The organism is Pseudomonas sp. PARCl1 (assembly GCF_947311875.1).
Classification (GTDB): domain Bacteria; phylum Pseudomonadota; class Gammaproteobacteria; order Pseudomonadales; family Pseudomonadaceae; genus Aquipseudomonas; species Aquipseudomonas juntendi.
Map to the genome: position 1 here is coordinate 56,580 of NZ_CAMZMX010000024.1, position 13,574 is coordinate 70,153.

6 protein-coding genes and 5 tRNA genes are annotated in these 13,574 nt (G+C 59.1%); 5 read left to right on the top strand and 6 right to left on the bottom strand.

Annotation, left to right across the window (positions count from 1 at the left end; genetic code table 11):
* Positions 1–17: 17 nt before the first annotated feature.
* Positions 18–1,844 (bottom strand): hypothetical protein, encoded by a 1,827-nt coding sequence (locus QME24_RS14580; protein ID WP_280091570.1) that lies wholly within the window; start codon positions 1,842–1,844, stop codon positions 18–20.
* Positions 1,845–2,164: 320 nt separating this feature from the next.
* Here QME24_RS14580 and QME24_RS14585 point away from each other — a divergent pair, with 320 nt between their 5' ends.
* From QME24_RS14585 to QME24_RS14600, 4 genes are all read left to right on the top strand, one after another.
* The gene (locus QME24_RS14585; RefSeq protein ID WP_125855286.1) at positions 2,165–2,743 is read left to right on the top strand and encodes a hypothetical protein; all 579 of its coding nucleotides are present in this window, start codon (positions 2,165–2,167) and stop codon (positions 2,741–2,743) included.
* A gap of 53 nt (positions 2,744–2,796) precedes the next feature.
* A complete protein-coding gene (locus QME24_RS14590; RefSeq protein ID WP_280091569.1) occupies positions 2,797–7,851 on the top strand; it encodes an RHS repeat-associated core domain-containing protein in 5,055 nt (1,684 codons plus the stop codon).
* A gap of 312 nt (positions 7,852–8,163) precedes the next feature.
* A complete protein-coding gene (locus tag QME24_RS14595) occupies positions 8,164–10,578 on the top strand; it encodes a fimbria/pilus outer membrane usher protein (RefSeq protein WP_082414742.1) in 2,415 nt (804 codons plus the stop codon).
* A gap of 44 nt (positions 10,579–10,622) precedes the next feature.
* Complete coding sequence (locus QME24_RS14600; RefSeq protein ID WP_054905927.1) at positions 10,623–11,702, top strand: fimbrial protein; 1,080 nt, start codon at positions 10,623–10,625, stop codon at positions 11,700–11,702.
* A 97-nt stretch (positions 11,703–11,799) separates the two neighbouring features.
* Here the strand turns inward: QME24_RS14600 and QME24_RS14605 are convergent.
* The 5 genes from QME24_RS14605 to QME24_RS14625 all read right to left on the bottom strand — a co-directional run bounded on the left by QME24_RS14605 (position 11,800) and on the right by QME24_RS14625 (position 12,331).
* Positions 11,800–11,875 (bottom strand) — tRNA-Gly (locus QME24_RS14605).
* Positions 11,876–11,929: 54 nt separating this feature from the next.
* A tRNA-Gly gene (locus tag QME24_RS14610) sits at positions 11,930–12,005 on the bottom strand.
* A gap of 3 nt (positions 12,006–12,008) precedes the next feature.
* A tRNA-Glu gene (locus QME24_RS14615) sits at positions 12,009–12,084 on the bottom strand.
* Between the two features lie 91 nt (positions 12,085–12,175).
* Positions 12,176–12,251, bottom strand: a tRNA-Gly gene (locus tag QME24_RS14620).
* A 4-nt stretch (positions 12,252–12,255) separates the two neighbouring features.
* Positions 12,256–12,331: transfer RNA gene (locus QME24_RS14625), tRNA-Glu, on the bottom strand.
* A 267-nt stretch (positions 12,332–12,598) separates the two neighbouring features.
* On the opposite strand from QME24_RS14625, the gene QME24_RS14630 reads away from it, so the two are divergent.
* On the top strand, positions 12,599–13,366 hold the full coding sequence (locus QME24_RS14630; RefSeq protein ID WP_009683625.1) for a hypothetical protein: 768 nt from the start codon (positions 12,599–12,601) through the stop codon (positions 13,364–13,366).
* The last annotated feature ends 208 nt before the right edge of the window (positions 13,367–13,574 follow it).

Here is a 13,574-nt window from a genome sequence, read left to right on the forward strand (position 1 = left end):
CCAGTTGCACTGGCCATTTATTTAGAGTGCTTGGGAATCAGGAGCAGCGGGCGAAGCTTGTGCCAACTATCGCCCTGATCGAAACTGACTTCCCCATAAACGGTGTACTGTTTGTCTTCTTCCAACCCGTTATAGGTCGCAACACTTAACCACTGTTGTATGCGCGCATTGCTGAGTTCGCCGGCAGTGACCGGCGCTCGATCACGTAATACGGCGCCGCTTTGAATGGCCAGCGTGAACAGTTGACCGGTTGCCGCGAAAGGCCAGAGCAGCACCCCATACACCTCAAGCATTGCACCGTTGGCCGAGAGTTTGCTCCGCCAAAGTTCGCCGTTGGCCTGGGCTTGATCGCATTTGACGTTGTTGTCGATGACCAGCGGCTGGACACGCAAGTCCACCGCATCAGAGGGTGCCGAGCGCACACCGTTTTCATCGACGATGTGGTAGAACACCTTGAAACGCCTGCTGTGGTCATCGCCAGGCTGATGCATGTTCGCGGCGACTACACCAGGGTCGATCTTGAACTTGCGGCCGTCACCTACCTCCGGTGTGTCGACCACTTGCTTACCGTTGTGCTCATAACCATCCCAGTGAACCTCGAAGCGTTCGCCTGGGCGCAGGGGCACATCCGGTACCGTTACATAGGCCCCAAGAATCGCTCTGTCCGCCGACAGCTTTTGCCTGCCGAGGCCGTCCTCTTCTGCGCGCTCGATACGTGGCGCTGCAAGGGTGCGTGCTGTTTCAAACGCTACGTCCAGGCTATGCGAAGTCAACGCGTGCCCCGCGCGGGCAACCTGGTAGAACACTTTATGATCACCCGGTTCAAGCAAAGCCGGGTCAACCCGGAATACGGTCTCATCGCTTTGCAGGCTGCTCGCATCCATGCGCGCAAACTGCACTTCAGGCTCGAGCGCCTGGGGGCTTTTCCAGTGCAGCAAATAGTGGTCACCTACTTGAACACTTGGCGCTGTAGGCACCCGAACGATCAAGCCATCGGGGAACATACCAGGGTCAAGCGGCACCCCCGTGAAGCCATCGATAGTGGCAGCAGGCAAAAAGTCAGCCGGGCTGGGCGCCTCTGTTACAGTCATTTCCTGCACAGGGGATGGCACTTTTTCGTCGTTAGCGGACAGCGTAATCGTGTATTGAAACGCTACCCGGCCATTGCGCACGCGGCTGAAGTCTGACTTGGCGATCTGCCATTGCAGCGGCTCACCGACATTGGCCTCGGTCACTTCATGTCGCTCAGTTGCCGGTGGCGTAATTTCGTCCCCTGCAGCGTTGAACTTGCGCGCCACCAGCTCGATGCTGTCGCCGACCTGCATGGCCCGGTAGCTTGGCGCCAGCAGGCGCACGCCTTCAGACTCAAGGTCTGAAAGGACAATTACACTATCATGCGACTCCCGCGCCTGCGCCACCGCCAATGTTTCGGCAACCCCACCACGGTCGCGCAAACCCAGGTAACAAAAGATACGCATTGAATCCGGCGTGGACTCATCTGCGTTTTCAACCTTGTAGGATAAAAATGCCCACCCACCATCGTAAGGCTCGACAAAACGTTTGGCCACCTTGGCGGTCATGGTTCTTGTAGTGTCGTAATCCGCGGGCACCTCAACCACGGCATCAAGTTGATCAAACGGCGTACCGTCTGCGGCAATCCCGCGCCAGACCGGATATATGCTCTGACCGAACCGGATATCCGCGTCCTTGATAAGAAATTCCAAATGGTCGCCATTCAGGTTTTTTACGTCAATTTCCCCCCACGCGTTTTGCGCCGGTATTTCAGGAGCGGGGTTTAACTGGGGCTGATCGACCCCGCCATCGAATGGGCGTCGCATCACCATGAACATTCTCCTGGTGGGTTGAAGATGCTCTTAGTTTCACGGCGCACCGCTGCGATTGGCTACTGACAGAAATAACAGGTGGCACAGGGTACGCGGGCAAAAACCAGACCTGATAAATCTGCCAGGTGACAAAACAAAAAAAACAGGTATGCCCTTGAAGCCTCCACTTATTATCCCGGCGCACCTGTTAATTCTGCCAGGTGCGGCGGTGCGGCGAGTTCAATAAGCTCCAGACAGACAAAACGCCTTGTTTGGCCCTGCAATGCAAACACCTGTCTTCTTTTATCTGTTCATACACCCTGAACAGGGAGCTTTGAGAAATGAATCAACTCAATGACCGCCGTCCCACTCTTCCGTCGGCCCTAATACAGGCGATGCTGACGATGCCGTTGTTGTTAAGCAGTGTGGCCGCCGATGCAGCCGATACCACCCGTTCGAACCTGGCGGATCCCACCCCCCTTCTCTCCCTCTACCAAACCGTGGACAACAACACCGAACCTGCTTGCGGGTTCGAGCTGCCGGAAGCGGGCAGCGGCACTACCGTGAAACTGCTCCCCAAAAAAGAGTGCCCGTCAGAAGCCAGGGAGCCTCACTCCATCCGCATTCGAAACGTGCCGATCAAATCGACGTTTCTGCTGACTGATAATGAGCGCTGTGAAAAGCTCGACAGTTCCTGGGTTGAGCTCGATACCAGCCGCGCCAATGCTTCGCTGGAAAAAATGGGCATCGACAAGATCTGGACCTACGCGGGCCGCCCGGAAAAACCGGGCTACCTGACCAACAGCGGCCTGGACAACAATGTGCCAAGCCGAGGCTTCCGAGTAATTGGTAAAGGTGACCCGATCAAGCAAGGAGATCTTACCTGCATCGTGGTCACCATCGCCCCGCGGAGCATCTGATCATGGCTGACACTCCCGGGGTACACAGCAACGCCAGCAACTTCCAGAGTTTCGTGCAAAACAATGTCGACCAACGTACGGGCCAGTACAACCTGGCCATTGACTTGCCAGTGCCGGCCGGTAACGACCTGACCGGCCCTGGGCTGCCCTTGCGCCTGTCGTACAGCCCGTTCAACAATGAAGACTCAGGTTTCGGCACCGGCTGGCGCCTGGCAATGACCCGCTACGAGCCCGCTACCCGCATGCTTACCCTGCACACGGGGGAAAGCTACAAGGTGACAGGTACCGGGGCGCAACCCACCATTCGCGAAAAGAAAATTCACAGCTTTCATTTTTACGATGACGGCACTGCCGCCGATGAAGACAAGGGCCCCTACCGCGTGGTCCACAAGTCCGGCCTGGTGGAAATACTGACCCTGCACGATAAGCTCAACCCCATCGCCCTGCCGAGTAAAGTCCGGTCGCCTTCCGGCCAGGGGTTAACGCTCCACTACATTCCCGAGAGCCGCCGACTGGCCAGGATCGTCGATGACAATGGCACGCTGCTGCTGGAGCTGCAGTACACCGATGGCGCGGTCACCGTTGATACGCATCCAAGTGCAGGGGCTAACGGCCTGCCTTTCCTGCGCTACAGGCTCGAGCTGAAAAACCGGGCTTTGGTGGAAGTCAAACTGCCAGCTGACATCGGCGGTAACTGGCGCTTCGGCTATACCCGCGCCCATGGCCTGACCTGCCTTGCGAAAGTATCCACACCCACGGGGGCTGTAGAAGAAATTCGCTACGGCGAGAACGGCGACCCGGGCCACGTACTGCCCAATATACAGCCGCAAAGAGTCTTGCCACGGGTAACCAGCCACGAAGTGAAGCCCCGGGCCGATCAGCCACCGCTGAAAACGACCTACACCTACAAGCACTTCGATGAGGACAACAACGTCGAGGTGGAGCACAGCTATGTAGGTAGCAACAGCAATGTCAGTTGGCGTGACGACGGCGAGGACAACCTGTACCGGGCAAGTGCTAACTACCGCTACAGCGTCACTGCCCATTACTGGAAAGCGGGCAAGGTCGCCCGCACCCAGACCCAGACGTTCAACCGCTATCACCTGCTGACCCGGCAAATATTGGAAGAAGACGGCCATATCGAAGAAACCGAAACCGAGTTCCACGAACGCGCCGGCGTCAGTTTCGACGATCAACCCCGCTACTTCCAGCTGCCCAAGACCATCACCAAACGCTACAAATTACGTGCTGACGCCAGCAAGCTTCGCCTGGAAACCGCGACCACCCTGTATGACGATTATGGCAACACCACCGAAGAGGTAGCCCCCACCGGCGTGCGCACCACTTACGCTTACTACGACAAAGAGGGCGAAAAGCAGCCAGGCGATGAAAATGGCGATAACTGGGCCTGCCCGCCCGACCCCCAGGGTTTTGTGCGCAACCTCAAATGCAAGACCGTCTACCCCGTGCCAGGGTTGCCCGGCGGCGCCCCCATTTTTCGGAGCCGGTTGACCTACAAGGCCTACCCGGCGCTGTCCAGCCTGGGCCAGGCGAGCGAATGGCTTGCGCCTTGCGCAGAACAAACCCTGCAAGTATTCGATGTTCAACAGCCCGACGAGCGCGAAGTGCTACTGCTAAACGTGGAACGGGCTTACCTGAACATGCCAGACAATGCCTTCCTGCATGGTCGGCCGAGTTATCAGGTGACCACCCGTTACGGTGACGACAGCGCCAACCCAGTGCGCCGGGCCATCGAAAGCCGCACTTCACGTGTTGAGTGGAGCTACTGCAAGGTCACCGACAAGGAGCACGGCCTGGAATACTGGACCGATGAAACCGTGTGCGGCTTTGACCTGGTGCAGAAAACGACCCGTTCAGCCGCATCTGGCCTGCATGGTCAAACGGTGTACGAAGAGGATGACACCGGCAACAGCATTCGCCGCATCTACGACCCGCTCGCACGCCTGAAGGAAGAAATTGTTGCACCCGGCCAAGGCGAGGACGAGAGCAAGGTCATCCACCAGTACGGGTTGGTCACCCATCCCGAGGAGGGCGCAGCCGGGCTGGCCTCGCAGTCGTCCACCGGCAGCACGGGCGTGAGCACCATCGTCACCTTCGATGGCTGCAGCCGGGTGGTGACCGAGGAGCGCGAAACGCAAGTTACGGATACCCCGCCAGGCGCTAGACCCTTGCGGCAACGTAAAATCGTTGCTCGGCGCAAGTACGATGAACTTGGCCAGCTAAGCGAAGAAACCACCTTTGACTATTACGACGGCAAGACCCTGGAGCTGACCTCCACCTTCGAATACGATGCCTGGAGCCAACTGTGCAAGACCACGCTGCCCAATGGCGCGACGCAACACAGTGAGTTTTCGCCGTTTGGTGAATCGGGCGACATCATTACCCGCTGGGTCGAGACGGCAGACAAACCGGGGGTTCGTCAGCAGCAGCAGGTCACCGAAAGCAATAACTTCGACAAGCCGGCCTATCAATACCGGTTGGACGAAGCAGGCCAGATCGTTGGCCGCCAAGACTTCAGCTACGACGGCCTGGCGCGCTGCACCCGTGAAGAACACACCTTTAACCGAAACGGCAGGCCGGTCAGCCGAGTCAATCAGTACACCTACGATTCTGAAGGCCGGGTAACCCGTAACGAGCGACCCGACCAATCGGCTGTGCTCAGCCGTTTCGCGCTACACAGCGCTGACCCACTGGCCGAGCAACTGCTGGTCGAGCGACGCAAAGGCGCCCAACCCACCCTGGCCTGGCAGCGGGAGTACGATGGTCTCGAACGCCTGAAGACGCTGGCGGCCGGTTTGCAGCAAGAAGCCTATACCTACAAGGAAAACACCTCGCTGTTAGAAAGCCGCACCACGGCGCAGCGCACGTACACCTACCACTATCGCCCCACCCGCTCAGCCCAGCCCAGCCAGATCGATGTGGGCACAGTGCCGAGCACAACGTTCGATTACGACAGCAAAACCTCAGCCATCAATACAGCCAGCGATGCACAAGGCAAGCACAGCTATAGCTACACCGATCAAGGCTACCTGCTGAAAGCCCAATGGGAAGATCAGGATGCCAAGGGCTACCACTGCGACTACCGACACTCGTTCCAAGGCTTGCCATTGGGCTACACCGAAAGTGACGGCGTTGCGGTAAACCACGCCTATAACGACCTGGGCCAACTGGTACAGACCCGTCAAGGTGACCTGGTTGCCTCCTTCGAGTACGACACGCTGGGGCGGCTCTGGAAAACTACAACGCAGGACTTGATCAACAAACAGAGGCTAGTGTGCGAGCAAACTTACGACCTTCTAGGTCGCGAGCACAAACGCGAACAAACTCTCACCCGGCAGGATGGTTCCACCCTCACCCAGCACATCGTACTGACGTGGCAGGAGGATGACCAACTAAGTAGCCGCGCACTTATCCGTGATGGCGAACAACTGTTGCTGGAAACCTTCAACTACGATGCACTCGACCGGCTGGAGGAACACCGTTGCACTGGCACCGCCCTGCCGAACAACGCAGCTGGGCGCGCTATCAAGAGTCAGTTTTTCGTCTACGACGAGCTGAATAACCTCACAGAGTGCTACACCGATTTTGCCGACGGTGCAGCAGACGAAGCTTTCTATACCTACGACGGCTTCATCCTGACACGAGCGGAGCATTCCCTGCAGCCCGACTACCCGGCCAGCCAGGCGTTCGATTCCGATGCTGAAGGCAACCTGCTGAACGACGAGCAAGGCAACCGGCTGGTGTACGACGACCGTGGCCGCCTGAGTGAAGTCCAGCGGGCGAGCGACGGGCAGCCCCTGTACCGTTACCGCTATGACGGCCACAACGACCTGATCGGGGTGCGCCAGGCGCAAGAGCCGGAAGTGTCGCGCCGCTACCAGGGCTACCGGTTGAGCAGCACACGCGAAGCAGAACTGCTGACCGAGTACCTGTACGCCGGCGAGCGCCCTTTGGGCTTGCAACGCCCGGCTCAAACCGCCGACAACCGGCTATTCGTCACCGACGCGGCCAACAGCGTGCTGGGTGAATGCAGCAGTGATGAACTGCACGACAACACATACACCGCCTACGGCGATTCACCGGACAACGACCAGTTGGTAGGCTTGCTCGGCTTCAACGGTGAAGCCCGCGAACGGGCGTTGGGCTGGTCACTGCTGGGGCGTGGCTACCGTGCCTACAACCCTGGGTTGATGCGCTTCCACAGCCCGGACCTCGCGGCGCCTGAAGCTGCGGGTATCAACCCGTACGTGTACTGCGGCGGCAACCCGGTCAACTGGCACGACCCGAGTGGCCATTACGGCATGCGAAACAGCATGGAGCAGCCCTACATCCCACCCAAACCCGTGAAGCCCAAAGGCGACTGGCAATCCTGGCTTGGCGTGGCGCTGAGCGCTGTGTTTGCGGCGGTCAGCATCATGCTTCTGCCGCCGGTAGGCTGGACCCTGCGCTTCCTGCTCGGCTCAGTCAGCGCTGGCATCGACATTGGCGCACTGGAGGAGAGTATGAGGGCACTGTTGACGGGGGACGAGACGGCCTATAACACATCGTTTTGGCTCGGATTTATTGGTGGGCTACTCACGATGGGGACGATTTTCGAAAGGCTCATGAATCAGGGGGGGAGCAAGGCCGCCGTTCGCCGCACGCTGCCCGGCCCTGCACCGGCCCCCAGTGAAGGAGATGTTTTCTTCAGGCTGCGTGTCCCTAGAAAAGCTCCAACACGACAGCTAAATCTCAAACGCAAAATATGGCTGCCAGGCAATCCAGACGCTTCCACTCAAACAATGGCTACTGGCGTGGGCTTCGACGTGGCGACTCAGACGACCAAAAAAGTAACTTTCGGTGATTTAGCCACATCCACATTGCCACAAAGCTCGATCAGTAGCACGAGTTCCACTGCTTCAAGTTCTTCAATTGGCTCTTACCGCTTGGAAGAGCTTTTTGCCGAACCTGCTATTCCCGCTGTTACCCCGCCTGTATCTCCTACTACTTATAAAGCCAGTGCTGGCTCCATGCTGGGCTATAGAAAAAAAGAGGGCTCCCTTAACTGGACACCTACAGGTAGATCAACCTATATACCCTTTAGATAACAGCGAAGGGTGGCCGACTTACATACCGGCCACCCTTACATACAATAAATTATAAAGCCGGGAATTACCTGTACCTCAAATCAGGATTTTCCTACATGAATCATTCATTCAGGACCGTAATGTGCCTCCTGATTTTTCTCCCAAAGAAGCCATTAAGTTCATTCTCTAACAGAGAAAAGGGCCTTACGCTACATACACCTACGGTGCCTGAGTATGCAACAACACACACAGTATCGGCAGTTGCCGATTCGCCTTGGTGCATCCCTATTTTTCTCCATGGCAGGTTACGGCCTTTTGTTTTTGCTTACGGAAATGGCCCTTGCAGAGGACCGCCCCCTGCAATTCAACCCCAACTTCATGCGCCAAACCCCTGGGCAATCCAGCGACGCCAGCATAGCCGCCCTGAATACCCTGGCTGCTCAAGCCTCCCTGGCGCCCGGCCGCTACCAGGTTGAAGTGCTGGTCAACCTGGCCCCTGCGGGCAAGCATGAAATCGAGTTTCGTGAAGGCAGCGACGGCAAGGGCCTGGAGCCCTGCCTGAGCGCCAGCCTGCTGCGCGAGCTGGGCCTGCGTGAGCAGGCGCTGGCCGAGCCTTTGCCCACCGACGCGCGCTGTGTAGACCTACCTACGCTAGTGCCCGATGCCACCTACGACCTCAACCCTGGCCAGCTGCAACTGGCGTTGTCCATCCCGCAAGTGGCCCTGCGCCGCGATGTGGCCGGCAGCGTGGCCCCCGAGCGCTGGGACGACGGCATCAATGCCGCCTTCGTCAGCTACCAGGCCTCTGCACAGCATTTCAGCGGCCGCACCGGCACCTCCAGCAGCCAGGACCTGTACCTCAATGGCGGTATCAACCTAGGCGGCTGGCGCCTGCGCAGCAGCCAGAGCTGGCGCGACGACGGCGAAGGCCAGGATTGGGTGCATTTCAACACCTATGCCCAGCACGACCTGCCCGGGCAGTGGGGTACGCTCACCCTGGGCGAAACATTCAGCAGTGGCGACGTGTTCCGCAGCCTGCCCATCAAAGGGGTACAGCTGGCCACCGACATGGGCATGCTGCCCGACGTGATGCAAAGCTACGCACCCGTCATTCGCGGCGTAGCACAGACCCGGGCCAAGCTCGAAGTGCTGCAGAACGGCTACCCGATCTATTCCACTTACGTTGCCCCCGGCCCATACGAAATCAACGATCTGGGCATTGGTGGCAGCAGCGGCGACCTGGAAATCGTCCTCACCGAAGCCGACGGCCAGGTGCGCCGCTTCATCCAGCCCTATTCCACCCTCAGCAACCTGCTGCGCGAAGGCGTGTGGCGCTACAACCTGGTGGCCGGGCGCTATGACGGCGCCGACGGCATCGACAACCCCGCACTCTGGCAAGCCACCCTGGCCCGTGGCGGCCAGTGGGGCACCACCCTGTATGGTGGGCTACTGGGCAGCGAGTACTACGACGCTGCCAACCTTGGCATCGCCCGCGACTTTGCTACCTTTGGCGCAGTGTCGCTGGACGTGACTCAGGCCCGTACCGATCTTGGCGAGCAAGGCGGCCAGGTACAGGGGCAGAGTTATTCAGTGCGCTATGGTAAAGCCTTCCAGACCGGCACCAGCCTGCGCTTTGCCGGTTACCGCTACTCCACCGAAGGCTATCGTGAGTTCGACGAAGCCGTGCAGCAGCGCAACGCCTCCAGCCGCTACCAGGGCAACCGCCGCAGCCGCCTGGAAAGCTCGATCTACCAGTCGTTCAACAACCGCAACTCGCTGAGCCTGACCTTGTCGCAGGACGATTACTGGCACACCAACCGCCAGCGACGCCAGTACCAGTTCCAGTTCAATACTCAGTATCGCCGGGTCAGCATCAACCTGTATGCCTCGCAGTCGTTGAGCGACGACAACGGCAGCGACCGCATCGTAGGCTTGGGGGTCACCATCCCGCTGGACTGGGGCACGTCAACGACTGCCAGTTTCGACGTGCAGGAAAGCAACGGCCACTTCAGCGAACGCGCCAGCTTGAACGGCGGCTCGCAGGACAACCGCCTGAGCTACCTGGCATCGCTGGCCAACGACGAACAGCAGCGCAAGACGGCGTCGGTATCGATGGGTTACCAGACGCAAAAGGTGAACGTAGGTGCCGGCTACACCGAAGCGGACGACTTCCGCAGTGTTTCGGTCAATGCCAGTGGCGCGGTGCTGGCACATGCCGGCGGCATCGTGCTGGGGCAATACCTGGGCGAGACCACGGCCTTGGTGCATGTGCCCGACGTGCCCGGCGTAGGTGTCGACAACGTGCCCGGTGGCAGCACCGACAACAGTGGCTACATCCTTGCCCCCCACATGCGCCCCTACAGGGTCAACCAGGTCACCCTGCAAACCGACCAGCTCGGCCCTGGTGTTGAAATCGAAAACGGCGTTACGCAGGTTGTGCCCCGCCGAGGGGCGGTCGCCCTGGCGGCATTCAAGGCGCAGCAGGTAAACCGCCTGATCCTGACCCTGCAGCATGCCGACGGCCGCCCGTTGCCCTTCGGCACCCAACTCAATGACAAGCAGGGCAAGCACCTGGCCGTAGTGGGCCAGGCGGGCCAGGCGCTGATTGCAACAGATGCCCAGGCGCAAACCCTGGAAGCGCGCTGGGGCGAGCGCGCCGGACAGCGCTGCTTGTTCAGCATCGACCCTGCAACCATGCCAGAAGAGCAAGGCTATCGCCTGCAGACTTTGCGCTGCCCCACTCCATGATCCAGCCCGTGCGCGCTGCCGCACGCTTGCAACAGGAACCGACCATGCCCCTTGTTTCGCGTTTGTTCATTGGCATCGCCGCTGCTGCGACGATGCTGACACTGCCAAGCCAGGCCCATGCCCTGGGATGCGAATGGCCAACGACCACAGGCCCGATGCAGTTCACGCACAACATCTCTGGCATGAGGTGGGTGGCCCGTGATGCCCCGGTGGGTAGCAAGATCTACTCCGCGACAAGCACCGGGATAGCCGGCCCCGGTTTTGCGTTGAACTGCGACAACGACGGGAGTTTGGCACTGACGGCGAACATGGGCACGCCACTCCCTGTAGCCCCGGGGACCTTCCCTCCCGTTGACGGGAAGGATGTGACGGGCAAAGTGCTGCAAACCAGTATCCCGGGTGTAGGTCTGTACCTGGAACTGGGCGGTTTCCTCAACGGCACGGCCAGCAATACGTTCCAGGCAAACGACGGAGGTATTGGCGCTGTTCCTTATGTGGGTGAAAACCAGAGAAATATGGCACCTACACCGCTGGTGATGAGGAATCTCATCATCAAGTACATGGCCTTGATCAAGACAGGCCCCATCCCGGCTGGCATCAGCTCATTCAGTCAGGAAGTCGTCAGGGGCGTGGTCAGTGATGTCGGGGATGCCGTAAGGCTTACATTGGGCGGGCAAGTCCAGCAGGCCCAGTGCACGGTCAAGGCTGACGCGGTCAGCGCCAATCCGGTACAACTCGGTACTCACGACATCGCCGACTTCACAGGCCAGGGCAGCACAACCAACCCAGTGGATTTCTTCATCACACTCAGCGACTGCGAGGACGACCCGGCCGGCAGCGTTGCCCGCGCGTTCATGCGCCTGGACGGCGTAGACGGTTCAGTGCCGGTGGACCGGGACCTGGGCCTGTTCACCCTGACCACCGACTCGACCGCCGCTGGCATTGGCATTCAAGTACTGCGTAGTGACAACACGCCAGTTAAGCTGGAAGAGTACGTGGATATGGTGGGCCTTACCCCCGGCATCACGCGCCTGGACCTTCGCGCCCGGTATTACCAGACCGCAGCAACGGTTACCCCAGGCGAGGCCAAGGGCGCATTGAACTTCACCATCGAATATCGCTAGCGGGCCCTGCCATGGCTTGATCCCCATGGCCAGGGTTTTGATCAGGTAAAAAAAAACGCACCAAAGGAAAGTTAAAATTCCTTGGTGCGTTTCATATTGGAGCGGGAAACGAGACTCGAACTCGCGACCCCGACCTTGGCAAGGTCGTGCTCTACCAACTGAGCTATTCCCGCGTTTGATACTTTTACAACCTACTACACCGTCATGAACGCCATAGTTTTGGAAACTGGAGCGGGAAACGAGACTCGAACTCGCGACCCCGACCTTGGCAAGGTCGTGCTCTACCAACTGAGCTATTCCCGCAAATGGCGTCCCCTAGGGGACTCGAACCCCTGTTACCGCCGTGAAAGGGCGGTGTCCTAGGCCACTAGACGAAGGGGACACACGACACTTTTCAGTGCACCAGAACATGAACCTCACGATTCAGCCTGGATTTTCTTTTCCTGCCCCGCCATCAGCGTTGCCGGAGAAACTGGAGCGGGAAACGAGACTCGAACTCGCGACCCCGACCTTGGCAAGGTCGTGCTCTACCAACTGAGCTATTCCCGCAATTTGGCGTCCCCTAGGGGACTCGAACCCCTGTTACCGCCGTGAAAGGGCGGTGTCCTAGGCCACTAGACGAAGGGGACACGCTGCTGGCATCGCTGCCTGCTTTCACTCCCTGCCGCGTTTCACTGTGTGCTTTACGCTGCAAGTGGCGCGCATTCTATGGATGCTTGATACAGGCGTCAACCCCTTTGTAGAAATTTATTTAAATCAATGACTTCCGGGTGGGTCGGGGTGCAGATGCGGGCTGGCTTGTCGATATAGAGAACGGGTTTGCCTGTGCCGCTATTCGCTCCGAGGCAAACTCACTACACTCAACGCTGTAATTCTTCTTCAATGAGGCATTAACGGTGACACCACTTCTGATCACCCTGCTCATCGTAGCGGGTATCGCGTTGCTGATCGTGATCGGCTACCTCAACAATGTGGTCGAGAACGGCAAGCTGGAGCGCGCCCGCCTGAAGATCGAACTGGCCGACCGCCTGCGCCGCTGCGGCGAAATCACCGAGACCTTCCCAGGCCAGTTCATGACCCCGGCGCTGAAGCTGCTGCTGACCCGCCTGGAGCTCAACCTCAACCAGCGCCAGCTGGCGGTGGACAAGCACAATGCCCAGTTGAAGGCACGCATGGCCGAACTGGAAGGGCTGATCGCCCTGGGTGAAAAGATCCCGGTGAACAACCCGCCCAACCCGATCCAGACCGAGGTCAAGGCCAAGGATGTGCGCTTCTTGCTGGAAGCACTGCACAACCAGGTGACCCGGGCCGCGCATGAGGGCTTCCTGCCTGCGCCGGAGGCCAAGCACTGGGTCAAGGAGATCCGCCACATTCTGGTGCTGCTGCATATCGAGTTCTTCAACAACCTCGGCCAGCAGGCCCTGCAGAAAGGCCAGCCAGGCCAAGCCCGCCTGGCATTTGAACGGGGGGTGCAGTACCTGCGCAAGCAGCCGGAGCCGAAGGTGTATGAAGAGCAGCTGACGTACCTGGAGAAACTGCTGGGCCGGGCCAACGCCCAGGTGCTGGACCAGATGGAACCGGCTGAGGACGAACACAACGAACTGACCCAGGGCCTCAAGACCGATGAGGACGAGACCTGGAAGAAGAAGGTGATGTACGACTGATCCGGAATTTGTTGTGGATTTGATGGCCCTATCGCCGGCAAGCCAGCTCCCACAGGGATCGCATCAGGGCTGACAGGTGTTTGCCACAACGTATGCAGCGCCTGTTAGAGCGAGCGCCGCCCGCGCGGCGCATCGCGAGCTGCGCTCGCTCCTACGTTTGTTTCGGGCCAATTATTCCTGTGGGATTCGCGCGCGAACGCCTTGGTGC

Bases quoted from the DNA above. Each gene is read 5' to 3' on its own strand.
- QME24_RS14585 (WP_125855286.1), top strand. From the start codon at position 2,165: ATGAATCAACTCAATGACCGCCGTCCCACTCTTCCGTCGGCCCTAATA.
- QME24_RS14580 (WP_280091570.1), bottom strand. From the start codon at position 1,844: ATGGTGATGCGACGCCCATTCGATGGCGGGGTCGATCAGCCCCAGTTA.
- QME24_RS14600 (WP_054905927.1), top strand. From the start codon at position 10,623: ATGCCCCTTGTTTCGCGTTTGTTCATTGGCATCGCCGCTGCTGCGACG.
- QME24_RS14595 (WP_082414742.1), top strand. From the start codon at position 8,164: ATGGCCCTTGCAGAGGACCGCCCCCTGCAATTCAACCCCAACTTCATG.